Raw genomic sequence first — 24,659 nt, 5'->3', positions numbered from 1 at the left:
GCCCCGGACGGCCGGCCACCCCGGTCCGACGCCGCGTCGGGCCGCAGACCACTGTCCGGAGGATAGTCGTGCGCATCCTGTTCACCACCTGGGCCGCGCCCTCGCACCTGTACCCGATGGTGCCGCTGGCCTGGGCCTTCCAGGCCGCCGGCCACCAGGTGCGGGTGGCCGCGCCGCCGAACTGCGAGCAGGCGATCACCCGCGCGGGCCTGGCGGCGGTGCCGGTCGGCCCGGTGCTGGACGTCACCAAGAGCTCCACCGGGGGCAAGCTCGCCGCCTGGCACTCGCAGGGCAGCTGGCCCGACGACTGGCCGCTGCGCGCCGCCGAGCTGGAGCCCGACCGCCGCGGCATCCTGCGCGCCCTCGGCGAGAAGCAGGTCCGGATCGCCGGGGCGATGACCGCCGACCTGCTGGCGCACGCCCGCGACTGGCGCCCCGACCTGGTCGTCCACGACGCCGGGACGTACGCCGGCGCGATCGTCGCCGCGCTGCTGGACGTCCCGGCGTTCAGCCAGATGTGGGGCAGCTCCGCGGTGCTGCAACTGGAGCGCACCGACCTGGACGGCGAACTGCTGCCCGGCTACCGGGAGTTGTTCGAGCGCTTCGGGGCCGACCCGGAGCGCCGGCCGGAGGCCTGGCTGGACTCCTGCCCGCCCGGGCTGACCCTGCCCTCCCCGGTGCCCCGGCTGCCGGTCCGGTTCGTCCCCTACAACGGGCCCGGCGCCCAGCCGGACTGGCTGCGCGGCGCGCCCGAGCGGCCCCGGGTCTGCCTGACCCTGGGCGTCACCGCCGACAAGCTCCGGCCCGGCGCCGCGCTGCCCGCCCCGGTGCTGATCGCCGCCGAGCGGCTGGTCGCCCGCGGCGCCGAGGTGGTGCTGGCGGTCACCGCCGCCCAGCACGAGCTGCTCGGCCCGCTGCCGGACGGCGTCCGGGCGGTCGGCGGGCTGCCGCTGAGCCTGCTGCTGCCGACCTGCCGGGCGATCGCCCACCAGGGCGGCGGCGGCACCACGATGACCGCGACGCTGGCCGGCCGCCCGCAGCTGGTGATCGCCCCGCGGCCGGAGCAGATGCTGGCCGGGGCCCGGCTGGCCGCGGCCGGGGCCGGCCGCCGGCTGGCGGTCAACGAGCTGGCCGACGGGCCGGAGGGCGGCGAACTGCTCGCCGACGAGGTCTCCGCGCTGCTGGACGAGCCCGGCTACGCGGCCGCCGCCGAGCGGCTGCGGGCCGAGATGCTGGCCATGCCGACCCCGGCCGAGCTGGTGCCCGTGCTGCTGGCGGCGGCCCGCCGGGGCGTGCCCGCCGCGGTCTGACCCGCCGACCCGATCCGACCCGACCCGATCCGACCCGGCCCCGCGGCCCCGCCGCGGGGCCGGGTCCGTTCCCCCTCCCCGGCAGCGCGACCGCAGCTCTAGGGGGCGTCCCTAAGGTCCGGTGGACATGAGGATCGAGGAGATGAAGGTACCCGACGCCTACCGCATCACGCCGCGCAAGTGGCCGGACGCGCGGGGCGAGTTCTTCGAGTCGTACAAGTACGACGCCATCGCCCGGGAGACCGGCCACGTGTTCGCGCCGCAGCAGGTCAACTACTCGTCCTCGGTCCGCAACACGCTGCGCGGTCTGCACGGCGTGGCGATCCCGCCGGGCCAGGCCAAGTTCGTCACCTGCGTGCGCGGCAGCCTGCTCGACGTGGTGGTGGACGTCCGGCTCGGCTCGCCGACCTTCGGCGCCTACGACACCACCGTGCTGGACGCCCACGAGGGCACCGCGGTCTACGTCGCCGAGGGCCTGGCGCACGGCTTCGTCGCGCTGACCGACGACTCCTGCGTCAGCTACCTGTGCTCGACCGAGTTCGTGCCGGGCACCCAGATCGAGATCCAGCCCTTCGACCCGGAGCTGGCGCTGCCCTGGGAGCTGGGCCTGACCGGCGAGCCGCTGCTGTCCGAGAAGGACGCCGCCGCCCCCTCGCTGGCCCAGGCGATCGACCGCGGGCTGCTGGCCGACTACCGGGACTGCCTGGCCCTGTACGCCCGGCTGCGCGCCGAGGCCCGCTGAGGCCCGCCGGGGCCCGCCGGGGCCCGCCGGGGCCGCTGCGGCGGAACGCCGATCCGCTGTCGAGTCCGGCTCCAGCAGCCGCCCGCAAGCTGGACCGGACCGGAGAGAAGCCCGAACAGACGTCCGATCAGAAGGAGAGCGGCGATGAGCGTGCACAAGGAGCTCGTCCTCGACGAGGTTCGCAAGTTCCACCAGGAGCAGGAACAGGAGCGCGGCGAGTTCGTGCCCGGCGTCAGCGAGATCTGGCCGTCCGGCGCGGTGCTGGACGAGGAGGACCGGGTCGCCCTGGTCGAGGCCGCGCTGACCATGCGGATCGCCGCCGGACCGAGCTCCCGCAAGTTCGAGTCCGCCTTCGCCAAGCGGCTGGGGCGGCGCAAGGCGCACCTGACCAACTCGGGATCGTCCGCGAACCTGCTGGCGGTCTCCGCCCTGTGCCAGCCCGAACTCGGCGACAAGGCGCTCAAGCCGGGCGACGAGGTGATCACCGTCGCGGCGGGCTTCCCCACCACCGTCAACCCGATCCTGCAGAACGGGCTGATCCCGGTCTTCGTGGACGTCGAACTCGGCACCTACAACACCACCGCCGAGCGGGTGGCCGCCGCGATCGGCCCGAAGACCCGGGCGATCATCATCGCGCACGCCCTCGGCAACCCGTTCGAGGTCGGCGAGGTCGCCCAGCTCGCCAAGGAGCACGACCTCTACCTCATCGAGGACGACTGCGACGCGGTCGGCGCCACCTACGACGGCAAGCCCACCGGCACCTTCGGCGACCTGACCACGGTCAGCTTCTACCCGGCGCACCACCTCACCATGGGCGAGGGCGGCTGCGTGCTGACCTCGAACCTGGCCCTGGCCCGGATCGTGGAGTCGCTGCGCGACTGGGGCCGGGACTGCTGGTGCGAGCCCGGCGTCAACAACACCTGCTTCAAGCGGTTCGAGTACCAGCTGGGCAACCTGCCGGCCGGCTACGACCACAAGTACATCTTCTCCCACGTCGGTTACAACCTGAAGGCCACCGACATCCAGGCCGCCCTCGGCCTCAGCCAGCTCGCCAAGCTCGACGGCTTCATCGCCGCCCGCCGCCGCAACTGGCGCCGGCTGCGCGAGGGCCTGGACGGCGTGCCCGGCCTGCTGCTCCCGGAGCCGACCCAGAAGTCCGACCCGAGCTGGTTCGGCTTCGTCATCACCGTCAAGCCGGACGCCCCGTTCACCCGCGCCGCGCTGGTCGACTTCCTGGAGAACCGGAAGATCGGCACCCGCCGCCTGTTCGCCGGCAACCTCACCCGGCAGCCCGCCTACATCGGCCGGCCGCACCGGATCGTCGGCGACCTGACCAACAGCGACATCATCACCGAGCACACCTTCTGGGTGGGCGTGTACCCCGGCCTGAGCGACGCCCAGCTCGACTACATCATCGAGTCGGTCCGCGAGTTCGTCGCCAAGAACAGCTGAGGAGTCGTCAGATGACCGCCCCGGAAACCCCGGCGCCCTCCGCCGGCCCCCGCGAGGACCCCGGCCCCGCGGCCCGGATCGCCCGCTCCGCCGCCGCCCGCGAGGGCGCCCGGCTGAGCACCGAGCAGTTCGCCGAGTGGCTGGCCGGCCGCGGCCTGGCCAACGACTTCAAGGTCGAGAAGATCCCGTTCGCCGACCTGGTCGGCTGGTCGTTCGACCCGGACACCGGCAACCTGGTGCACCGCAGCGGCCGGTTCTTCTCGGTCGAGGGCCTGCACGTCACCGTCGACGACGGGCCCTACCGGGAGTGGCACCAGCCGGTCATCAAGCAGCCCGAGGTCGGCATCCTGGGCATCCTGGTCAAGGAGTTCGACGGCGTCCTGCACTGCCTCATGCAGGCCAAGATGGAGCCCGGCAACCGCAACCTGCTCCAGCTCTCGCCCACCGTGCAGGCCACCCGCAGCAACTACACCAAGGTCCACCAGGGCGCCGACGTGAAGTACATCGAGTACTTCATCGGCGGCCGCCCGCGCCGGGTGCTGGCCGACGTGCTGCAGTCCGAGCACGGCTCCTGGTTCTTCCACAAGAGCAACCGCAACATGATCGTCGAGGCGCTCGACGACGTCCCGCTCGACGAGGACTTCTGCTGGCTGACCTTCGGCCAGATCGCCGAACTGCTCGGCCGCGACAACGTGGTCAACATGGACTCCCGCACCGTGCTGTCCTGCGCCCCGGTCGCCGACCCGGCCGGCCGCGCGCTGCACTCCGACACCGAACTGCTGTCCTGGTTCACCGGGCAGCGCTCCCGCTACGACATCCGGGCCGAGCGGGTCCCGCTGGCCGGGCTGCCCGGCTGGAAGCAGGGCGAGGAGAGCATCGACCACGAGCAGGGCCGGTTCTTCAAGGTGGTCGCCGTCAACGTGACGGCCGGCAGCCGCGAGGTCACCAGCTGGACCCAGCCGCTGATCGAACCGGTCGGCCCCGGCGTCGCCGCCTTCCTCACCCGGCGGATCGACGGCGTCCGGCACGTCCTGGCGCACGCCAAGGTCGAGGGCGGCTTCCTGGACGCCGTCGAACTCGCCCCCACCGTCCAGTGCACCCCCGGCAACCACGACCACCGGCCGCCGTTCCTCGACCGGATGCTGGACGCCGCCCCCGAGCAGGTCCGCTACCGGGCCGTGCACTCCGAGGAGGGCGGGCGCTTCCTGCACGCCGAGGCCGACTACCTGATCGTCGAGGAGGACGAGCGGGAGCCGCTCCGGGAGCCCGAGGGCTACGCCTGGGTGACGCCCGGCCAGCTCTCCGCGCTGGTCCGGCACGGCCACTACGTCAACGTCCAGGCCCGCACCCTGCTGGCCGTGCTGAACGGACTCCCCCAGGATGACTGAGCCCGACCGGCCCCCCCTGCGGATCGGCGTGCTGGGCTGCGCGGAGATCGCCCGGCGGCGGATGCTGCCCGCGATCGCCGCCCGGCCCGGCCTGCGCCTGGCCGCGGTCGCCAGCCGCGACCCCGCGCGGGCCGAACCGCTCGCCGCGCGGTACGGGGCCCGCGCGGTGGCCGGCTACCGGGCCCTGGTCGAGGACCCCGGGGTCGACGCGGTGTACGTGCCGCTGCCGATCGCCCTGCACGCCGAGTGGGTCGCCGCCGCGCTGGCGGCCGGCAAGCACGTGCTCGCCGAGAAGCCGCTCACCGCCGACCCGGCCGCCACCGCCGCCCTCCAGCGGCGGGCCGAGGAGGCCGGGCTGGTGCTGCGGGAGAACGTGATGTTCGTCCACCACCCCGCGCACGAGCAGGTCCGCCGACTGGTCGCGGACGGCGCCATCGGCGAACTCCGGGCGTTCTCCGCCGCGTTCGCCATCCCCGGCCTGCCGCCCACCGACATCCGGCACCGGCCCGAACTCGGCGGCGGCGCCCTGCTCGACGTCGGCTACTACCCCGTCCGGGCCGCCCTGCACTTCCTCGGCCCGGAACTGACCGTGGCCGGCGCCGTCCTGCACCGCGGCCCCGGCGCCGAGGTCGACACCTCCGGCGCGGCCCTGCTGCACACCCCCGGGGGCGTGTCCGCCCAGCTCGCCTTCGGCATGGAGCACGCCTACCGCAACGGCTACGAGCTGTGGGGCAGCACCGGCCGGCTCCAGGTCGACCGGGCCTTCACCCCGCCCGCCGACCGGGCCCCGACCGTCCTGCTGGAACGGGACGGCAGGACCGAGCGGATCGAGCTCGACCCCGCCGACCAGGTGGACGCCGCGCTCGCCGCCTTCGCCGCCGCGGTGGCGGCGAAGGACACCGCCGCCGACCCGCTGATCCACCGTCAGGCCGAGCTGCTGCACGCCGTGCGGGCCGCCGCCGCCCCCTGACGCCCTGTCAAGACCCCCGTCCGGCGACCCGCCCCCTGCGCCGAACGGGCGATCCCGCTCCCAACCGACTCCACGCCACCTGCGGTTCATTACTCTAAGTCGAGCGCACGTGCCAGTGCGTGACCGCAGTGGTGTAGGGTCCGAAGCGGGAACACCGGTACGGCCGCAGGGCCGGAGGGGGAGATGTCGATTGAACTCCACCGAGGTGGTGCCCCCTGCCCGTTCCGTGCCGCGCCGGCTGGTGGCCGTGCTGCTCGCGGTGCTCTGCTCCGGGTACGCGGTGGGCGCCGCCGTCGGCTGGGGATCGTGCGAACTCGCACTGGTGATGGGGGACTTCGGTCTCGCCGGGGCGGCCCTCGCGGCCGCCCTGTCCTGTCTCGGGCACGGTCTGCTGATCGGCGGCCGGACCCGCCCGGCCTGGCTGCTGTTCGGCCTCTCCTCCGCCATGGTGGCGTTCGGCAACGGCGCCTGGGGCTGGTACGAGGTCGTCCTCGGCCGCACCCCGCCCCAGGACTCGCCCGCCGACTACGCCTTCCTGCTGTTCGCCCCGCTCGCCATCCTCGGCCTGCTGGTGCTCGCCCAGCGCCCCCGCAACCCGGCCGGCTGGCTCTGCCTGCTGCTGGACGGCTGGCTGGTGGCCGGCTCGCTGTTCACCCTCAGCTGGAGCCTCGCCCTCGGCCGGGTCGCCGCCGGCGACGGCGACGACCCGCTCAAGCTCGCCCTCGGCCTCGGCTACCCGGTGCTCGACATCCTGCTGGTCAGCCTGGTGGTCGGCCTGAACTTCCGCGGCCGGGACGGCAACCGGGCCGCCGTGCACACCGCGATGATCGGCCTCGCGCTGACCGTGGTCTGCGACGCCCTGTTCACCACCCCGCAGTTCCACAGCGACTACCACTCCGGCGAACTCCTCGACGCCGGCTGGTTCGCCGGCTCGGTGCTGCTCGCCTGGGCCCCCTGGTCGCACGGCCGCCACCCGCTCCGCCCGCACCCGCACCGCCAGCACCCCTCCGCCCAGGGCCTGCCGCGCCGCCGGGTCGCCTCCACCTTCAGCGCCCTCACCCCGTACGCCGCCGCCGCGGTCTGCACCGCCGGCATCCTCTACAACGCGCTCGGCGGCCGCTCGATCGACCGGGTGATACTGGCCGCCGCCAGCACCGTCGCCCTGGCCCTGATCCTCCGCCAGGGCATCATGCTGATCGACAACCTCTCGCTGGCCCAGGAACTCGCCACCAAGGAGGCGCACTTCCGCTCCCTGGTGCAGGGCTCCAGCGACGTCATCATGATCGCCGGGCCGTCCGGCGCGCTGTCCTACGTCAGCCCCGCCGCGCTCCGGGTCTACAACCGCGACCCGGAGGAACTGGTCGGCGGCAACCTGCTCAACCTGGTCCACCCCGAGGACGTCGACCGGGTGCTCGCCGAGGTCCGCCGCATCCTGGCCCGCACCCGGGGCGCCCGGTTCAGCAACGGCGAGCCCTCGGCCCGGGTCGAGTGCCGGATCCGCTCCGGCGAGGGGGAGTGGCTGCACGTCGAGTCCACCGTCAACCCCTACCGCGACGGGCTGATCCTCAACAGCCGCGACATCACCGAACGGGTGCGCCTGCAGGCCCAGTTGCAGCACAACGCGTTCCACGACCCGCTCACCGACCTGCCCAACCGGGCGCTGTTCGCCCAGCGGGTCCGGGCCGCGCTGGCCGCCCAGGGCCCGGCCGGCACCACCGTCGCCGTGCTCTTCCTCGACCTCGACGGCTTCAAGGCCGTCAACGACACCGCCGGCCACCAGGTCGGCGACCAGCTGCTGGTGCAGGCCGCCCGCCGGCTCCAGTCCGCCGTCCGCGGCGAGGACACCGTCGCCCGGTTCGGCGGCGACGAGTTCGCCGTCCTGGTCCGCGGCCGGCTCGGCCACCCCCAGGTCCGCGACCTCGCCGAACGCATCCGCGGCGCGCTCTCCGACCCCTACTGGATCGCCGGCGCCGAACTCGGCGTCGCCGCCTCCATCGGCATCGCCTTCGGCCCCGACACCCCGCTGCCCGCCCCCGAACCCGGCCCCGGCGAGCCCGAGCGCGCCCCCGACGGCCCCTCCGGCACCGCCGCCGACGAACTGCTCCGCAACGCCGACCTCGCGATGTACCAGGCCAAGTCCCGCGGCAAGGGCCGGGTGGTGCTCTACACCCCCGCCATGCGCGCCGAACTCGACCGCCGCGGCGAACTGGAGGAGCGGCTGCGCGCCGCCGTCCGGGAGGGCTCCTTCACGCTGCTGCACCAGCCCGTCGTCGACCTGTCCGGCGGCCGGCTCACCGGCGTCGAGGCGCAGGCCCGCTGGCGCTCCGCCCAGGGCATGCTGCTCACCCCCGCCGAGTTCCTGCGCACCGCCGAGACCGGCGACGCCGCCACCCGGTTCGCCCGCTGGCTGCTCACCGAGGCGGTCGCCGCCGCCGCCCGCCGCCGCGCCGACGGCCCCGCCGCGCCCCCCGTCCCGGTCACCGTCCGGCTCGCCGCCGAACGGATCTGCGCCCCCGGCATGTACGAGACGCTGGCCGGCGTCCTGCGCGACACCGGCCTGCCGCCCGGCCTGCTGGTCCTGGAGGTCGCCCGGACCGGCCCGGACGCGCTCGCCGACGAACTCGGCCGCCGACTGGCCGCGCTGCGCCGCCTCGGCGTCTCCACCGCGCTGGCCGGCTTCGGGGCCGGCGGCGGCTCGCTCGGCGTGCTCGCCCGGCTGCCCTTCGACGCCCTCAAGCTCGACCGCAGCCTGGTCCAGGACCTCGCCGAGTCCCCGCTCACCCGGGCACTGGCCGGGCACGCGCTGCGCCTGGGCCGGGACCTCGGCCTGGTCACCGGCGCCGACGGCGTCGACCACCCCCGGCAGGCCGCCGTCCTCCAGGAGCTGGGCTGCCGCCGCGGCCAGGGCCTGGCCTTCGACCGGCCGCTGGACGAACTCCGGCTGCGCCGCGCCCTGTTGCGCCGCGGCTACCCGGTCCCGGGCACCGACCGGGCGGCCGCCGCCCATCGGGCGCTGCTCGGGTCCGGCCCGCGAACGGGTGGACTGGCGGAGGCCGCGGCGGCCCGTCCCGGACCGCAGCACACCCCCCGCGACCTGGCACAACGGCACCCGGTGGGGGGTCCGGGCAGTGGTTCGCATGGTGAGACGGCGGTCCCACCAGCTTGACACCCGCCACTGCGTGGGAGGAAGGTCGGTGCCATGACCACCCGAATTCTCGTACTTGGCGGGCGCGTCGGCTGAACCGCAGCCCGACGCGCCTCCCCCTCGCTTGCCCTGGGCACGAGGGGTTTTTTGTTGCACGAATCCTGGTTGGCCACCGCACCACCACTGGCCTCAACCACCTGAAATCCGGACGATTGAGGCAGAGCCGGAGACCGGACCGGGCCCCCGGCGGCCCGACCCGGACGAACCCGAGCAGAACCCGAGAAGAGACAGGCAGATGACTGAGCACGCCGCAACCCCCCGTCGCGGGGACCACCCGGCCGCGCACGCTCCGGGTCCCCAGACCACCGAGACCATGACCGGCGCGCAGTCGCTCATCCGCTCGCTCGAAGCCGTGGGCGCGGACACCGTGTTCGGCATCCCCGGTGGTGCGATCCTCCCCGCCTACGACCCGCTGATGGACTCCACCAAGGTCCGGCACATCCTGGTCCGGCACGAGCAGGGCGCCGGCCACGCCGCGACCGGCTACGCGCAGGCCACCGGCCGGGTCGGCGTCTGCATGGCCACCTCGGGTCCCGGCGCCACCAACCTGGTCACCCCGATCGCCGACGCCTACATGGACTCGGTCCCGATGGTCGCGATCACCGGGCAGGTCGCCTCCAAGGCGATCGGCACCGACGCCTTCCAGGAGGCGGACATCTGCGGCATCACGATGCCCATCACCAAGCACAACTACCTGGTGACCGACCCCGCCGAGATCCCCCGGGTGATCGCCGAGGCGTTCCACATCGCCGCCACCGGCCGCCCCGGCCCGGTCCTGGTCGACATCGCCAAGGACGCCCTGCAGGCCACCACCGTCTTCCGCTGGCCGGTCGAGGCCGCGCTGCCCGGCTACCGCCCGGTCACCAAGCCGCACGCCAAGCAGATCCGCGAGGCCGCCCGGCTGCTGGTGAACGCCAAGCGCCCGGTGCTGTACGTCGGCGGCGGCGTGGCCAAGGCCGGCGCCGGCGCCGAACTGCGCATCCTGGCCGAGCTGACCGGCGCCCCGGTGGTCACCACCCTGATGGCGATCGGCGTCTTCCCGGACAGCCACCCGCAGCACCTGGGCATGCCCGGCATGCACGGCTCGGTCCCCGCCGTCACCGCCCTGCAGAAGTCCGACCTGCTGTTCACCCTGGGCGCCCGGTTCGACGACCGGGTCACCGGCAAGCTGGACTCCTTCGCCCCGAACGCCAAGGTCGTGCACGCCGACATCGACCCGGCCGAGATCGGCAAGAACCGCCCCGCCGACGTCCCGATCGTCGGCGACGCCCGCGAGGTGCTGGCCGACCTGATCGTCGCCGTCCAGGCCGAGTTCGACGCCGGCCACCGCGTCGACTACGCGGACTGGTGGAGCAAGCTCGACCACTGGAAGAAGACCTACCCGCTCGGCCACGAGCCCGCCCCCGACGGGCAGCTGTCGCCGCAGCAGGTGATCGAGCGGATCGGCCAGCTGGTCGGCCCGGACGCGATCTACGCCGCGGGCGTCGGCCAGCACCAGATGTGGGCCAGCCAGTTCATCCGGTTCGAGAAGCCGGCCACCTGGCTGAACTCCGGCGGCGCCGGGACGATGGGCTACGCCGTCCCCGCCGCGATGGGCGCCAAGGCCGGCAAGCCGGACGCGCAGGTCTGGGCGATCGACGGCGACGGCTGCTTCCAGATGACCAACCAGGAACTCACCACCTGCACCCTGAACAACCTGCCGATCAAGGTCGCGGTCATCAACAACGGCTCGCTCGGCATGGTCCGCCAGTGGCAGACCCTGTTCTACAACCAGCGCTACTCCAACACCGTGCTGCACTCCGGCCCCGGCCACGACGGCATCGCGCCGCCCGCCCAGGGCACCCGGATCCCCGACTTCGTGCTGCTCTCCGAGGCGATGGGCGCGGTCGGCCTGCGCTGCGAGCGCCCCGAGGACCTGGACGACGTGATCAAGCAGGCGATGGAGATCAACGACCGCCCGGTGGTCATCGACTTCATCGTCCACCAGGACGCCATGGTCTGGCCCATGGTCGCGGCCGGCACCAGCAACGACGAGATCCTGTTCGCCCGGGGCGTGCGCCCCGACTTCGGCGACGACCTGGACTGACGGACCCAGAAAGCGATGACCACCATGTCCAAGCACACCCTGTCCGTCCTGGTCGAGAACAAGCCCGGCGTGCTCGCCCGGATCGCCTCGCTGTTCTCCCGCCGCGGCTTCAACATCGACTCGCTGGCGGTCGGCCCGACCGAGCACCCCGACATCTCCCGGATGACCATCGTGGTCAACGTCGAGGAGCTGCCGCTGGAGCAGGTCACCAAGCAGCTCAACAAGCTGGTCAACGTGATCAAGATCGTCGAGCTGGAGCAGTCCCAGGCCGTCCAGCGCGAACTGGTCCTGGTCAAGGTCCGGGCCGACGCCGAGACCCGCTCGCAGGTCACCGAGATCGTCCAGCTGTTCCGGGCCAAGACCGTCGACGTGTCGCCCGACGCGGTGACCATCGAGGCCACCGGCTCCTCCGACAAGCTGGAGGCCATGCTGCGGATGCTGGAGCCGTACGGCGTCAAGGAGTTGGTGCAGTCCGGGCTGGTCGCGATCGGCCGCGGCGCCCGCTCCATCACCGACCGCTCGCTGCGCGCGCTCGACCGCACCGCCTGACACCAGCGTCTTACTGACTGAGCACCACCGCCGAACCCCCGCCGGGCTGGCCTACCGTAGGAACCCCGGCATCACCACCACGCAAGGAGATGTGCCCCCGTGGCCGAGCTGTTCTACGAAGACGACGCCGACCTGTCCATCATCCAGGGCCGCAAGGTCGCGGTCATCGGCTACGGCAGCCAGGGCCACGCCCACGCGCTGTCGCTGCGCGACTCGGGCGTGGACGTCCGGGTCGGCCTGCTGGAGGGCTCCAAGTCCCGGGCCGCCGCCGAGGAGGCGGGCCTGCGCGTGGTCACCCCGTCCGAGGCCGCGGCCGAGGCCGACGTCATCATGATCCTGGTGCCGGACCCGATCCAGGCCGACGTCTACAAGGACGCGATCGAGCCGAACCTGAAGGCGGGCGACGCCCTGTTCTTCGGCCACGGCCTGAACATCCGGTTCGGCTTCATCCAGCCGCCGGCCGACGTCGACGTCTGCATGGTCGCCCCGAAGGGCCCGGGCCACCTGGTCCGCCGCCAGTACCAGGAGGGCCGCGGCGTCCCCTGCATCGTGGCCGTCGAGCAGGACGCCACCGGCAAGGCCTTCGACCTGGCGCTGTCCTACGCCAAGGGCATCGGCGGCACCAAGGCCGGCGTGATCAAGACCACCTTCACCGAGGAGACCGAGACCGACCTGTTCGGCGAGCAGGCCGTCCTCTGCGGCGGCACCGCCGCCCTGGTCAAGGCCGGTTTCGAGACCCTGGTCGAGGCGGGCTACCAGCCCGAGATCGCCTACTTCGAGTGCCTGCACGAGCTGAAGCTCATCGTCGACCTGATGTACGAGGGCGGCCTGGAGAAGATGCGCTGGTCGGTCTCCGAGACCGCCGAGTGGGGCGACTACGTGACCGGCCCCCGCATCATCACCGCCGACACCAAGGCCGAGATGAAGAAGGTCCTCGCCGAGATCCAGGACGGCACCTTCGCCAACACCTGGATCGCCGAGTACAAGGCGGGCCTGCCGAAGTACAACGAGTACAAGAACGCGGACAGCGAGCACCTGCTGGAGACCACCGGCAAGAAGCTCCGCAAGCTGATGTCCTGGGTCGACCAGGACGCCTGATCCGCTTGTACAACAAGGCTGTTCCCGTCCGGGTGATTTCGCCGGACGGGAGCAGTCCCCGCACGAACCCGCCGATAGACTCCGAACCACGCGTCAGGCCCACAGCGTCGTGCGTCTAACTACGCGACATGCCACCTTCCCCCGCCCAGAGCGCGCCACCTCCGTGCGGCGGGGTGAACCGGACAGTTAAGGACACACTGTCGTGAGCAAATCTGTCGTACTGATCGCCGAAGAGCTGTCGCCCGCCACCGTCGACGCGCTGGGCCCCGACTTCGAGATCCGGCACTGCAACGGCGCCGACCGCACCGAGCTGCTGACCGCGATCGCCGACGTCGACGCCATCCTGATCCGCTCCGCCACCAAGGTGGACGCCGAGGCGCTGACCGCCGCCAAGAAGCTCAAGGTCGTCGCCCGGGCCGGCGTCGGCCTGGACAACGTGGACGTCGCCGCCTCCACCAAGGCCGGCGTGATGGTCGTCAACGCGCCGACCTCCAACATCGTCACCGCCGCCGAGCTGGCCTGCGGCCTGCTGATCTCGGTCGCCCGCAACATCGCGCCCGCCAACGCCGCGCTCAAGGGCGGCGAGTGGAAGCGCAACAAGTACACCGGCGTCGAGCTGAGCGAGAAGGTGCTCGGCGTGGTCGGCCTCGGCCGGATCGGCGTCCTGGTCGCGCAGCGGATGTCCGCGTTCGGCATGAAGATCGTCGCCTACGACCCCTACATCCAGGCCGCCCGCGCGGCCCAGATGGGCGTCAAGCTGCTCTCCCTGGAGGAGCTGCTGGAGGTCGCCGACTTCATCACCGTGCACCTGCCGAAGACCCCGGAGACCATCGGCCTGATCGGCGACGAGGCGCTGCACAAGGTCAAGCCCTCGGTGCGGATCGTCAACGCCGCCCGCGGCGGCATCGTCGACGAGGAGGCGCTGCTGCGCGCCCTGCAGGACGGCCGGGTGGCCGGCGCCGGCCTGGACGTCTACAGCAAGGAGCCGTGCACCGACTCCCCGCTGTTCGCCTTCGACAACGTGGTCGCCACCCCGCACCTGGGCGCCTCCACCGACGAGGCGCAGGAGAAGGCCGGCATCGCGGTCGCCCGCTCGGTCCGGCTGGCCCTCGCCGGCGAGCTGGTGCCGGACGCGGTCAACGTCCAGGGCGGCGTGATCGCCGAGGACGTCCGCCCGGGCCTGCCGCTGGCCGAGAAGCTCGGCCGGATCTTCACCGCGCTGGCCGGCGAGGTCGCCGTCCGGCTCGACGTCGAGGTCCGCGGCGAGATCACCCAGCACGACGTCAAGGTGCTCGAACTCTCCGCCCTGAAGGGCGTGTTCGAGGACGTGGTGGCCGAGACGGTGTCCTACGTCAACGCCCCGCTGTTCGCCCAGGAGCGCGGTGTCGAGGTGCGCCTGACCACCTCCAGCGAGTCGCCCGAGCACCGCAACGTGATCACCGTCCGCGGCACCCTGGCGGCCGGCGGCGAGGTGTCGATCTCCGGCACCCTGTCCGGCCCGAAGCAGACCCAGAAGATCGTCGGTGTGGACGGCTTCGACGTGGACGTGGCGCTCACCGACCACATGGCCTTCTTCCACTACGAGGACCGCCCCGGCGTGGTCGGCACCCTCGGCCGGATCCTCGGTGACGCCGGGATCAACATCGCGGGCATGCAGGTCGCCCGGGACGGCGACAACGCGCTCGCCTCGATCACGGTCGACAGCGAGGTCTCCCAGGAGGTCCTGACCGAGATCGCCGGCGCCATCGGCGCCCGGTTCGCCCGCGCGGTGAACCTCGGCTGACGCCCCGCCGGCGCTGCCCAGCGCTCCCGAACGGCCCTTCCGGCCTTGTGTCGGAAGGGCCGTTCGCGTACCCGGGAGTGAATGCCGTCTCAGATACTAGGAAATCCGAGTAAATCTGCTGACCGCGCGGCCCGGCCGTCGTACTGTGAAGTGGTCATACGGTGCGCCACCCCCGCAACGACGGGGCGCGTGGCCCGTAAGGCCCGTACGCGGTGCGGCAGGAGACCCCTGCCGGGCGTACCCCGCACCCCACCCTCACGCGCCGTCGCGCCCCCGCACCAAGGAGCCCGGTATGCCTTTCGTCGCAGACCGCACCACCGCCACCGCTTCCGCCGCCACCGCCGCCGCCCGCGCCGCGGCCCCGCGCCGCCGCCGCGCCCTCCCGGCCGACCCCCGGGCCGCCGCCGCCCTGCAGCGCGCCCTCGACCGGCGCGACAACGGCGCCCCGGCGATCGACTGACCGCCAACCCCCCGGTTGCGCCGGGCGGGTGACGCACCGTCACCCACAGGGTGAACGTCCTCGCCCGACCCGGCGGCGGCTCCTAGTTTGGGGCCGTGCGCCCCACCTCCCTCGGCCTCCTCGCCGCCCTCGCCCTGCTCGCCCCGGCCGCCGTCGTCCCCGCGTCGGCCGCCCAGCCGGCCGGGCCGAGCACCACCGTCTTCGTGGAACTCGACACCGAGCCCGCCGCCACCGCCTGGCAGCGCGCCCGGGACGACGCCCGCCGGCAGCTGCGCACCCCCGACCAGACAAGGCGCGCCGCGGCCGCCGCCGGAAGCGGCCAACGCGCCGCCGCCGACCGGTCGTTGGACGCGCTCACCGCCCGGCTGCGGCGCGCCGCCCCCGACGCCCGCCCGCTCTACCGCACCCGCACCCTGGCCAGCGGCCTCGCCCTGCGGCTGTCCGCCGCCGAACTCCCGCGGCTGGCCGCCCTCCCCGGGGTGCGCGCCGTCCGCCCGATCGCGCTCAAGCGGCGCGCCAACGGCTACTCGGTGCCGCTCACCGGCGCCCCGAAGGTCTGGGACGGCCCCGCCGGACACACCGGCGAGGGCGTCCGGATCGGCATCGTCGACTCCGGCATCGACTACACCCACGCCGACTTCGGCGGCCCCGGCACCCCCGAGGCGTACCGCTCGGTCGACGGCGCGAAGCCCGCGCCCGCCGGGCTGTTCCCCACCGCCAAGGTGATCGGCGGCAAGGACCTGGTCGGCGACGACTACGACCCCGACCCGGCCTCCGCCCACCCCCAGCCCGAGCCGCACCCCGACGACAACCCGCTCGACTGCGCCGCCAACGGCCACGGCACCCACGTCGCCGGCACCGCCGCCGGCCTGGGCGTCACCGCCGACGGCAAGCCCTACCGCGGCCCCTACCGCCCCGGCCTGGACCCGGCCGACTTCAAGGTCGCCCCCGGCGCGGCCCCCGGCGCCCGGCTCTACGCCATCAAGGTGTTCGGCTGCGACGGCTCCACCGACCAGCTCTCCGCCGCCCTCGACCTGGCCGCCGACCCGAACGGCGACGGCGACCTCACCGACCGCCTCGACGTGGTCAACCTCTCGCTCGGCAGCGCCTACGGCAGCCCCGGCGACGCCGACGCGCTCGCCGCCGACCGGCTCGCCGCCCTCGGCACCGTGGTGGTCGCCGCGGCCGGCAACGAGGGCGACGTGTACGCCGTCGGCGGCAGCCCCGGCACCGCCGCCCGGGTGCTCACCGCCGCCGCCTCCGTCGACCCGCACGGCGACGCCGACGGCATCACCGTGCTCGCCCCCGCCGCGCTGGCCGGGAACGTCCCCGCGCACTGGAGCAGCAAGTACACCCACTGGGACGACACCGAGGTGAGCGGCGAACTCGCCGTCCCCGCCGACCAGTCCGACGGCTGCAAGCCCTTCACCCCCGCCGACGCCGACCGGCTGCGCGGCAAGGTCGCGGTGCTGCGCTGGACCACCAAGGACCCCGACCGGGCCTGCGGCTCCGCCCCGCGCGCCGACCACGCCGCCGACGCGGGCGCCGTCGGCACGCTCTTCGCCGCCGACGGCGACAACCTCGGCGAGATCGCCGGCGACGACCGGGTCCCCGCCGCGATCCTGGCCCGCGCCGACGGGCAGCGGCTGCTGGCCGCCCTGGGGGAGGGCCCGGTCACCGTCCGGCTCGCCGCCCCCGGCAACCCGCTGCACGGCGCCGTCCCGCAGGACCAGCCGCAGCGCACCGACACCCTGGCCTCCTTCACCTCCCGCGGCATCGGCACCGACGGCGTCGTCAAGCCCGACCTGGCCGCCCCCGGCGAGACCATCTGGTCCGCCAAGGCCGGCACCGGCGCCGGCGGCATGCGCGAGGACGGCACCTCGATGGCCACCCCGCACCTGGCCGGCCTGGCCGCGCTGGTCCGCGCCGCCCACCCCGACTACGGCCCCGCCGAGGTCAAGGCGGCCCTGATGGACACCGCCACCGACACCTACGCGCACGACGGCCGCACCGGCCCCGTGTACGGCCCCGAACGCACCGGCAGCGGCCGGGTCCGGGTCGACGAGGCCGTCCGCACCCCCGTGCTCGCCTACGGGGCGCAGACCGAGGGCGCCGTCGGCGTCTCCTTCGGCGTCGTCGAGGCCACCGGCCCGCTCACCGCCACCCGGCAGGTGACGGTCCGCAACCTGGGCGACCGCCCGCTCTCCTACGCCACCGGCTACGCGCCCGCCACCACCGTGCCCGGCGCCGCCTTCGCGTTCTCGCCCGCCCGGGTCGACCTCCCGCCGCACGGCACCGCCACCGTCACCGTCACCCTCCGGCTCGGCCACGACCTCGGCCGCGCCGCCGACCCCACCCTCGACCTGCTGCAGGCCGGGCACGCCCGCAGCTACCGGGCCGAACTCTCCGGCCGCCTCACCCTCGCCCCGGCCGACCCCGCCCTGCCGGCCCTCCGGGTCCCGCTGTTCGCCGCCCCGCGCGCCGCCACCGCCGCCACCGCGCTCGGCACCGCCGCCGCCTTCGCCCTCTCCGGCGAAGGCACCCGCCCCGACCTGCTCACCGTCCTGCAGCCCGGCGGCGAGGCCCCGCGCTGGCCCGACTGCCCGACCCCCGACGACACCCCCTGCGTCGACGACCCCGCCGAACGCGCCCACAACCTCCGCGCCGCCGCCGCCGCGGTCGACGGCCACGGCCTGCTCTACCTCGCCGCCGTCCGCTGGGCCCCCGCCGCCACCCCCGCCGGCCCGATCGCCGTCCACGCCTCCCTCGACACCGACGGCGACGGCACCCCCGACGCCACCGTCGTCGCCGACCGCCTCAAGGGCAGCGACGTCCTGGTCGCCCGCACCCTCGACGCCCGCACCGGCGCCGAACTCGACGTCCAACCCCTCAACGGCCGCTGGGGCGACACCGACACCGCCCTGCTCGACTCCGACACCCTCCTCCTCCCCGTCCGCCTCGCCGCCCTCCCGCCCCTCACCCACCCCCGCTACACCCTCTGGACCGCCCCCTCCGACAACCCCGCCGAAGCCCTCACCACCCTCGGCCCCTACCCCCTCGACCCCGCCCTCCCCACCCCCGTCCTCATCCCCACCCGCCCCGGCCAGGTCCTGCGCACCCCGCTGTCCGAGGCCCTGCTGATCCACCACCTCAACCCGGTCGGCGACCGAGTCCAGCTCCTCAGCCGGAACGGCGGCTGACCCGGTGGACGACGGCGCCCCGCCCCGGCCCGACGCCACGTCCGCATCGTGGACGGTGCGTGCTCAGGGCCTGGGACGGTTGTAGTGTCCGATTTATGTCTCGCACCATTCGTCTCGCAGTGATCCCGGGTGACGGCATCGGCCAGGAGGTCGTGGCCGAGGGCCTCAAGGTGCTCCGCGCCGCCCTGCCCTCCGACGCCAAGCTGGAGACCACCGAGTACGACCTCGGCGCACGGCTGTACCACCGCACCGGGGAGACCCTCCCCGACGCGGTGCTGGAGGAGCTGAAGGGCCAGGACGCGATCCTGCTCGGCGCGATCGGCGACCCGAGCGTGCCGTCCGGCGTGTTGGAGCGCGGGCTGCTGCTGAAGCTGCGGTTCGCCTTCGACCACCACATCAACCTCCGTCCGGGCAAGCTGTTCCCGAACGTGAAGTCGCCGCTGGCCGGCGACCCGGACATCGACTTCGTGGTGGTCCGCGAGGGCACCGAGGGCCCGTACGTCGGCAACGGCGGCACGCTGCGCACCGGCACCCCGCAGGAGGTCGCCACCGAGGTGTCGCTGAACACCGCGTTCGGCATCGAGCGGGTCGTCCGGGACGCCTACCGCCGGGCCCAGGCCCGCCCGCGCAAGAAGCTCACCCTGGTCCACAAGAACAACGTGCTGGTGCACGCCGGCCACCTGTGGACCCGGATCTTCGAGCAGGTCGGCCGGGAGTTCCCCGAGGTCACCACCGACTACCTGCACGTCGACGCGGCGACGATCTTCTTCGTCACCCAGCCCGAGCGCTTCGACGTGATCGTCACCGACAACCTGTTCGGCGACATCCTCACCGACCTCGCCGCGGCCGTCACCGGCGGCATCGGCCTGGCCGCGTCCGGCAACATCAACCCGGGCGGCGAGTTCCCGTCGATGTTCGAGCCGGTGCACGGCTCCGCCCCGGACATCGCCGGCCAGGGCAAGGCGGACCCGACCGCCACCGTACTGTCGGTCGCCATGCTGCTGGAGCACCTGGGCTTCACCGCCGAGGCCGCCGTGGTCGAGGCCGCGGTGGCCGCCGACCTCGCCGAGCGCTCCGGCGCCCGCTCCACCTCCGAGGTCGGCGACGCGCTCGCCGCCCGAGTAGCCGGCTGACCGGCCGGACCACAACCTCCGGCCGGTGGGCCGGTACACAGCGAGCACAGCCGCCCGGCTGTTCGGCACGGCCCCCTGGATGCGAGTATCGACAGTGGGCCGTGCCGTCATGCGTTTTCCCCCGCCGACGGTCCAGGCCCAGCCCAACCCCACGGTGAAGGACAGACAGCCATGAGCACGCCCACCCCGGCGCCCATCACGTTCGACCTCAAGCCCTCCGCGCACCCGCTGTCCGACGCGGAGCGCGAGGCCCGACTGGCCAACCCCGGCTTCGGCCGCGTCTTCACCGACCACATGGTGACCATCCGCTGGACCGAGGGCCGGGGCTGGCACGACGCCCAGCTGACGCCGTACGCGCCGCTGGAGATCGACCCGGCCAACATGACGCTGCACTACGGCCAGTCGATCTTCGAGGGCCTGAAGGCGTACCGGCAGGCCGACGGCTCGCTGGCGACCTTCCGCCCGGAGGCCAACGCCGCCCGCTTCCAGGCGTCGGCCCGCCGCCTGGCGATGCCCGAGCTCCCGATCGAGACCTTCGTCGAGGCCGTCGACCTGCTGGTCCAGCAGGACCGCGCCTGGGTGCCGGAGCAGCCCGAGCAGAGCCTGTACCTGCGGCCCTTCATGTTCGCCACCGAGGTCGGCCTGGGCGTCCGCCCCGCCAACTCCTACGTCTTCATGATCATCGCCTCGCCGGCCGGCGCGTACTTCTCCGGCGGCGTCAAGCCGGTCTCGGTCTGGCTCTCCGAGGACTACGTCCGCGCCGCGCCCGGCGGCACCGGCGCCGCCAAGTGCGCCGGCAACTACGCGGCCTCCCTGGTCGCCCAGGCCGAGGCCGCCGCCAAGGGCTGCGACCAGGTGGTCTGGCTCGACGCCGCCGAGCACAAGTGGGTCGAGGAGATGGGCGGCATGAACCTCTACTTCGTCCTCGGCGAGGGCGAGAACGCCACCATCGTCACCCCCGAGCTCTCCGGCGCCCTGCTCCCCGGCATCACCCGCGCCTCCCTGCTCACCCTCGCCGCCGACCTCGGCCACCGGACCGAGGAGCGCCGCATCTCCACCGACGAGTGGAAGCAGGGCAACGCCGACGGCACCATCACCGAGGTCTTCGCCTGCGGCACCGCCGCCGTCATCACCCCCGTCGGCCACGTCAAGTCCGCCACCGCCGACTGGACCGTCGGCACCGGCGAACCCGGCCCCGTCACGATGAAGCTCCGCCGCTCCCTCCTCGCCATCCAGGGCGGCCAGACCCCCGACACCCACGGCTGGCTCCACCCCATCGCCTGACCCGGTACCGGCCCGGGCGTTTCATGGCGGAACGCCCGGGCCCGGTAGCCTCGGAACACTCCACTCGTTGAACGGCTCGGATAGGAGGGAGGGACCATGACCGCCGAGATGTACGACGCCGACGTGTGGCGCAGCCCGGAGGATGACCTCCTCGACGCCTTCCTGGCCCTGGACACCCCGGAGGGGTTCAAGGCCGAGATCATCGAGGGAGAGATCATCGTGACACCGCCCCCGAACGGCGAGCACGAGACCGTGATCGGACGGATCGTCCGGCAGGTCTTCCGACAGGCTGCTGCGGACCTGGACTTCGCGCCGGGAACGGGCGTCATCGTGCCCGGTGGACGGTACATTCCGGACGGCGCGTTCGCGGCTCGCGGCGGGATGATGGACCGTGACTCGTGGGCCAAGCCCGACGGGCTGCTGATGGTGGTCGAGGTGACCTCCGGGAACCCGGCCAAGGACCGGGAGTCCAAGCGCAAGGGCTACGCCGCTGCGGAGATCCCGCTATACCTCCTGGTGGACCGGAAAGCGGGCCAGGTGGTGCTGTACAGCAGCCCGGCGAAGGACGACTACACCGCGACCGTCCTGGTGTCCGTGGGGAAACCCCTGTCACTGCCCGAGCCGTTCGGGTTCGCGCTCGACACCGCCGACCTGTTCGCGTGACCGTTTCGGATGGCGAGACGCCCGTGCTCGCGCCGGGAGCGTGTGCAAGACTCCGAGGGTGTCCTCGCTTTCGCTGATTATTAGCAGCAGGCGCGCCGGTCCGCAGTGACCGCTTCCACGGCAACACCCTGACCGCGGAGCGACCACCAGCGTCCAGACCCGCGCGCAGACCTCTCGCACCCGCGAGGGGTCTTTTGTTTTGCCTCCCGGACCGGCACCGGTCCCCCACAAGGGGACGGAGACACCGGGAACGCGCGCGGGATGCTGGACAGTGGAGCCGGATTCCGATCCCGGCAACGAGCAGTAACTCCACCGAACGGAGAACCCAGGGCCATGACCGAGGCCAACAGCTACCCGAACGACGACTTCCACGTCTTCGACACCACGCTCCGCGACGGCGCCCAGCGCGAGGGCATCAACCTGACGGTGGCGGACAAGCTGGCCATCGCGCGCCACCTGGACGAGTTCGGCGTCGGCTTCATCGAGGGCGGCTGGCCCGGCGCCAACCCCCGGGACACCGAGTTCTTCGCCCGCGCCCAGGCCGAACTGGAGCTCCGGCACGCCCAGTTGGTGGCCTTCGGGGCCACCCGCCGGGCCGGCGGCAAGGCCGCCGAGGACCCGCAGCTGGCCGCCCTGGTGGCCTCCGGCGCCCCGGTGGTGACGCTGGTCGCGAAGTCGCACGACCGCCACGTGGAGCTGGCGCTGCGCACCACGCTGGAGGAGAACCTGGAGATGGTCCGGGACAGCGTGGAGTACCTGCGCGCCCAGGGCCGCCGGGTGTTCATCGACTGCGAGCACTTCTTCGACGGCTACCGGGCCAACCCGGAGTACGCCCTCGCGGTGGTCCGGACCGCGCACCTGGCCGGCGCGGACGTCGTCGTGCTGTGCGACACCAACGGCGGCATGCTGCCGTCGGGGGTGCGCGAGACCGTCGCCGCGGTGCTGGCCGCGACCGGCGCCCGGCTCGGCATCCACGCCCAGGACGACACCGGCTGCGCGGTCGCCAACACGCTGGCGGCCGTCGACGCGGGGGCGACCCACGTGCAGTGCACCGCGAACGGCTACGGCGAGCGGGTCGGCAACGCCAACCTGTTCCCGGTCGCGGCGGCGCTGGAGCTCAAGTACGACCGCCGGGTGCTCCCGGCCGGGGCGCTGGCCGAGATGACCCGGATCTCGCACGCCGTCGCCGAGGTGGTGAACCTGACCCCGTCGACCCACCAGCCGTACGTGGGCTTCTCGGCGTTCGCGCACAAGGCGGGCCTGCACGCCTCCGCGATCAAGGTCGACCCGGACCTGTACCAGCACATCGACCCGGAGCTGGTCGGCAACACCATGCGGATGCTGGTCTCGGACATGGCGGGCCGGGCCTCGATCGAGCTCAAGGGCAAGGAGCTGGGCTACGACCTGTCCACCGACCGGGACCTGGCGGGCCGGGTGGTGGCGCGGGTGAAGGAGCAGGAGAACCTCGGCTACACCTACGAGGCGGCGGACGCCTCCTTCGAGCTGCTGCTGCGCGACGAGGTGAACGGCGGCGAGAAGCAGCGGTTCTTCACGCTGGAGTCCTGGCGGACCATCAGCGAGCAGGGCCCGAAGGGCTTCGCGGGCAACGAGGCCACCGTGAAGCTCTGGGCCAAGGGCGAGCGCAAGGTCGCCACGGGGGAGGGCAACGGCCCGGTCGACGCGCTGGACAAGGCGCTGCGGGCCGCGCTGGAGCCGATCTACCCGCCGCTGGCCAAGCTGGAGCTGGTCGACTACAAGGTCCGCATCCTGGAGGGCCAGCACGGCACGGGGTCGAAGACCCGGGTGCTGATCGAGTCCACCGACGGCACCGCGACCTGGTCCACGGTCGGCGTCGCGGACAACGTGGTCGGGGCCTCCTGGGTGGCGCTGGAGGACGCCTACACCTACGGACTCCTGAGGGCCGATCAGCAGCCCTGACAGCGGCCGGTGGGCAGAAGTGCCCAGGGGGCGTGCGGAAGGCTCCGCACGCCCCCTTCTGGCGTGTCCATTACCGTTTCTGACGTCCCGTCACCGCAGTCGGGCGAGCAGGGCGTGTTCGACGAGGGTGATGAGTGCGCTCTTGGCGCTGTCCCGGCGGCGGGCGTCGAGGGTGATGATGGGGATGTCGGGGTTGAGTTGGAGTGCTTCGCGGACTTCGTCGGCGGTGTGGGGCTGGTGTCCGTCGAAGCCGTTGAGGGCGACGACGAAGGGGAGTCCGCTGTTCTCGAAGTAGTCGAGGGCGGGGAAGCAGTCGGCGAGGCGGCGGGTGTCGACGAGGACGACGGCGCCGATGGCGCCGCGGACGAGGTCGTCCCACATGAACCAGAAGCGGTCCTGGCCGGGGGTGCCGAAGAGGTAGAGGATGAGGTCTTCGTCGAGGGTGATGCGGCCGAAGTCCATGGCGACGGTGGTGGTGGTCTTGCCGGAGACGTGGCTGAGGTCGTCGATGCCGGCGGAGGCCGAGGTCATGACGGCTTCGGTGCGCAGGGGGTTGATCTCGGAGACGGCGCCGACGAGGGTGGTCTTGCCGACGCCGAAGCCGCCGGCGACGACGATCTTGGCGGAGGTGGTGGCGCGGCTGGGGGCGGCCGCGTTAGAGCTTGCGAAGTCCACTGAGGACCCTTTCGAGCAGCGTGACGTCGGGCTGGTTGCCGGATTCGCCGCCGGCTGCGGGCTGGTGGATGGCGACGAGGCCGGCCTCGGCCAGGTCCGCGACGAGGATGCGGGCCACACCCAGCGGGAAGCCCAGCAGCGCGGAGATCTCCGCCACGGACTTGACCTCGCGGCACAGCGACACGATCCGCTGGTGCTCGGGCAGCAGGGTGGCCATCCGGGCCGGGTCGACCGCGGCGGAGACCAGGGCCTCCAGGGCGAGTTCGTAGCGCGGCCGGGTCCGTCCGCCGGTCATGGCGAAGGGGCGGATCAGCGGCTCGGCGTCCTCCTCCTCGTACTCCTCGTACTCCTGGAACTCCTCCACGTGTCCGGGCTGCTGCTCCTCGTAGCGGTGCGGCAGGCCGTCGTGGCCGGGGAACGCGGGGGAGCCGGGGAACGCCTCGGCGCCGGAGTAGGCCTGGCCGTATCCGTCCGGCTGCTGGTACCAGCGCGGATCGGACTCCGGGGGCAGGTACGACTGGCCACCGTCGAACCGGGGCGCGTACTGCTGCTGCTGACCGTGGCCGACGCCGGGAACCCCGAAAGCGTCGTGGCCGGTGCCCGCGTACGGGATGCCGAACTGGCCACTGTGGTCGGGCGGTGTCACGGTTCATCTCCTCAAAGGGTGCGGCGGTGCGTTGCTGGCCGCGTCGCCGGGGAGCGCCGTGACCTGTGGTGCGAAGG

18 protein-coding genes are annotated in these 24,659 nt (G+C 73.2%); 16 read left to right on the top strand and 2 right to left on the bottom strand.

Annotated elements, in window-relative coordinates:
• Positions 1–68: 68 nt before the first annotated feature.
• The 16 genes from ACIQBJ_RS26990 (at position 69) to cimA (ending at position 23,261) form a co-directional block, all read left to right on the top strand.
• Positions 69–1,310 carry a nucleotide disphospho-sugar-binding domain-containing protein gene (locus ACIQBJ_RS26990; protein WP_400715533.1) on the top strand — a complete coding sequence of 414 codons (1,242 nt, stop codon included), beginning with the start codon at positions 69–71 and terminating at the stop codon, positions 1,308–1,310.
• A 127-nt stretch (positions 1,311–1,437) separates the two neighbouring features.
• On the top strand, positions 1,438–2,052 hold the full coding sequence (locus ACIQBJ_RS26985; protein ID WP_400715531.1) for a dTDP-4-dehydrorhamnose 3,5-epimerase family protein: 615 nt from the start codon (positions 1,438–1,440) through the stop codon (positions 2,050–2,052).
• Positions 2,053–2,196: 144 nt separating this feature from the next.
• A complete protein-coding gene (gene rfbH, locus ACIQBJ_RS26980) occupies positions 2,197–3,504 on the top strand; it encodes a lipopolysaccharide biosynthesis protein RfbH (RefSeq protein WP_400715529.1) in 1,308 nt (435 codons plus the stop codon).
• Between the two features lie 11 nt (positions 3,505–3,515).
• Complete coding sequence (locus tag ACIQBJ_RS26975) at positions 3,516–4,892, top strand: NDP-hexose 2,3-dehydratase family protein (protein WP_400715527.1); 1,377 nt, start codon at positions 3,516–3,518, stop codon at positions 4,890–4,892.
• Complete coding sequence (locus tag ACIQBJ_RS26970) at positions 4,885–5,862, top strand: Gfo/Idh/MocA family protein (RefSeq protein WP_400715525.1); 978 nt, start codon at positions 4,885–4,887, stop codon at positions 5,860–5,862. The genes ACIQBJ_RS26975 and ACIQBJ_RS26970 overlap by 8 nt, the downstream gene beginning before the upstream one ends.
• Positions 5,863–6,052: 190 nt before the next feature.
• Positions 6,053–9,028: a putative bifunctional diguanylate cyclase/phosphodiesterase gene (locus ACIQBJ_RS26965; RefSeq protein WP_400715523.1), complete on the top strand. Its 2,976-nt coding sequence runs from the start codon at positions 6,053–6,055 to the stop codon at positions 9,026–9,028.
• A 274-nt stretch (positions 9,029–9,302) separates the two neighbouring features.
• A complete protein-coding gene (locus tag ACIQBJ_RS26960; RefSeq protein WP_400715521.1) occupies positions 9,303–11,153 on the top strand; it encodes an acetolactate synthase large subunit in 1,851 nt (616 codons plus the stop codon).
• 24 nt (positions 11,154–11,177) lie between these two features.
• Positions 11,178–11,702 carry an acetolactate synthase small subunit gene (ilvN, locus tag ACIQBJ_RS26955; protein WP_400715821.1) on the top strand — a complete coding sequence of 175 codons (525 nt, stop codon included), beginning with the start codon at positions 11,178–11,180 and terminating at the stop codon, positions 11,700–11,702.
• A gap of 99 nt (positions 11,703–11,801) precedes the next feature.
• Positions 11,802–12,800, top strand: a complete 999-nt coding sequence (gene ilvC / locus ACIQBJ_RS26950; protein WP_400715519.1) for a ketol-acid reductoisomerase — start codon at positions 11,802–11,804, stop codon at positions 12,798–12,800.
• 202 nt (positions 12,801–13,002) lie between these two features.
• Positions 13,003–14,583: a phosphoglycerate dehydrogenase gene (serA, locus tag ACIQBJ_RS26945; protein WP_400715517.1), complete on the top strand. Its 1,581-nt coding sequence runs from the start codon at positions 13,003–13,005 to the stop codon at positions 14,581–14,583.
• Between the two features lie 292 nt (positions 14,584–14,875).
• Positions 14,876–15,043 (top strand): hypothetical protein, encoded by a 168-nt coding sequence (locus ACIQBJ_RS26940; protein ID WP_400715515.1) that lies wholly within the window; start codon positions 14,876–14,878, stop codon positions 15,041–15,043.
• Between the two features lie 95 nt (positions 15,044–15,138).
• Positions 15,139–18,243, top strand: a complete 3,105-nt coding sequence (locus ACIQBJ_RS26935; RefSeq protein WP_400715513.1) for a S8 family serine peptidase — start codon at positions 15,139–15,141, stop codon at positions 18,241–18,243.
• Between the two features lie 95 nt (positions 18,244–18,338).
• The gene (locus ACIQBJ_RS26930; protein ID WP_400715511.1) at positions 18,339–19,376 is read left to right on the top strand and encodes a 3-isopropylmalate dehydrogenase; all 1,038 of its coding nucleotides are present in this window, start codon (positions 18,339–18,341) and stop codon (positions 19,374–19,376) included.
• A gap of 171 nt (positions 19,377–19,547) precedes the next feature.
• Positions 19,548–20,660, top strand: a complete 1,113-nt coding sequence (locus ACIQBJ_RS26925; RefSeq protein WP_400715509.1) for a branched-chain amino acid aminotransferase — start codon at positions 19,548–19,550, stop codon at positions 20,658–20,660.
• Positions 20,661–20,756: 96 nt separating this feature from the next.
• Positions 20,757–21,323, top strand: coding sequence for a Uma2 family endonuclease (locus ACIQBJ_RS26920; RefSeq protein WP_400715507.1), 567 nt, complete (start codon positions 20,757–20,759; stop codon positions 21,321–21,323).
• Between the two features lie 333 nt (positions 21,324–21,656).
• Positions 21,657–23,261, top strand: a complete 1,605-nt coding sequence (gene cimA / locus ACIQBJ_RS26915) for a citramalate synthase (RefSeq protein WP_400715505.1) — start codon at positions 21,657–21,659, stop codon at positions 23,259–23,261.
• Between the two features lie 90 nt (positions 23,262–23,351).
• On the opposite strand, the gene ACIQBJ_RS26910 is transcribed toward cimA, so the two are convergent.
• Positions 23,352–23,936 carry a GTP-binding protein gene (locus tag ACIQBJ_RS26910; protein ID WP_400715499.1) on the bottom strand — a complete coding sequence of 195 codons (585 nt, stop codon included), beginning with the start codon at positions 23,934–23,936 and terminating at the stop codon, positions 23,352–23,354.
• A complete protein-coding gene (locus ACIQBJ_RS26905) occupies positions 23,917–24,582 on the bottom strand; it encodes a DUF742 domain-containing protein (protein ID WP_400715503.1) in 666 nt (221 codons plus the stop codon). The genes ACIQBJ_RS26910 and ACIQBJ_RS26905 overlap by 20 nt, the downstream gene beginning before the upstream one ends.
• Positions 24,583–24,659: the final 77 nt, after the last annotated feature.

The organism is Kitasatospora sp. NPDC088391 (assembly GCF_044753345.1).
Lineage (GTDB): Bacteria > Actinomycetota > Actinomycetes > Streptomycetales > Streptomycetaceae > Kitasatospora.
This window is presented reverse-complemented; position numbering and strand designations above follow the sequence as displayed.

Bases quoted from the DNA above. Each gene is read 5' to 3' on its own strand.
- rfbH (WP_400715529.1), top strand. From the start codon at position 2,197: ATGAGCGTGCACAAGGAGCTCGTCCTCGACGAGGTTCGCAAGTTCCAC.
- ACIQBJ_RS26920 (WP_400715507.1), top strand. From the start codon at position 20,757: ATGACCGCCGAGATGTACGACGCCGACGTGTGGCGCAGCCCGGAGGAT.
- ACIQBJ_RS26975 (WP_400715527.1), top strand. From the start codon at position 3,516: ATGACCGCCCCGGAAACCCCGGCGCCCTCCGCCGGCCCCCGCGAGGAC.
- ACIQBJ_RS26930 (WP_400715511.1), top strand. From the start codon at position 18,339: ATGTCTCGCACCATTCGTCTCGCAGTGATCCCGGGTGACGGCATCGGC.
- ilvN (WP_400715821.1), top strand. From the start codon at position 11,178: ATGTCCAAGCACACCCTGTCCGTCCTGGTCGAGAACAAGCCCGGCGTG.
- ACIQBJ_RS26925 (WP_400715509.1), top strand. From the start codon at position 19,548: ATGAGCACGCCCACCCCGGCGCCCATCACGTTCGACCTCAAGCCCTCC.
- cimA (WP_400715505.1), top strand. From the start codon at position 21,657: ATGACCGAGGCCAACAGCTACCCGAACGACGACTTCCACGTCTTCGAC.
- ACIQBJ_RS26960 (WP_400715521.1), top strand. From the start codon at position 9,303: ATGACTGAGCACGCCGCAACCCCCCGTCGCGGGGACCACCCGGCCGCG.
- ACIQBJ_RS26985 (WP_400715531.1), top strand. From the start codon at position 1,438: ATGAGGATCGAGGAGATGAAGGTACCCGACGCCTACCGCATCACGCCG.
- ACIQBJ_RS26940 (WP_400715515.1), top strand. From the start codon at position 14,876: ATGCCTTTCGTCGCAGACCGCACCACCGCCACCGCTTCCGCCGCCACC.
- ACIQBJ_RS26970 (WP_400715525.1), top strand. From the start codon at position 4,885: ATGACTGAGCCCGACCGGCCCCCCCTGCGGATCGGCGTGCTGGGCTGC.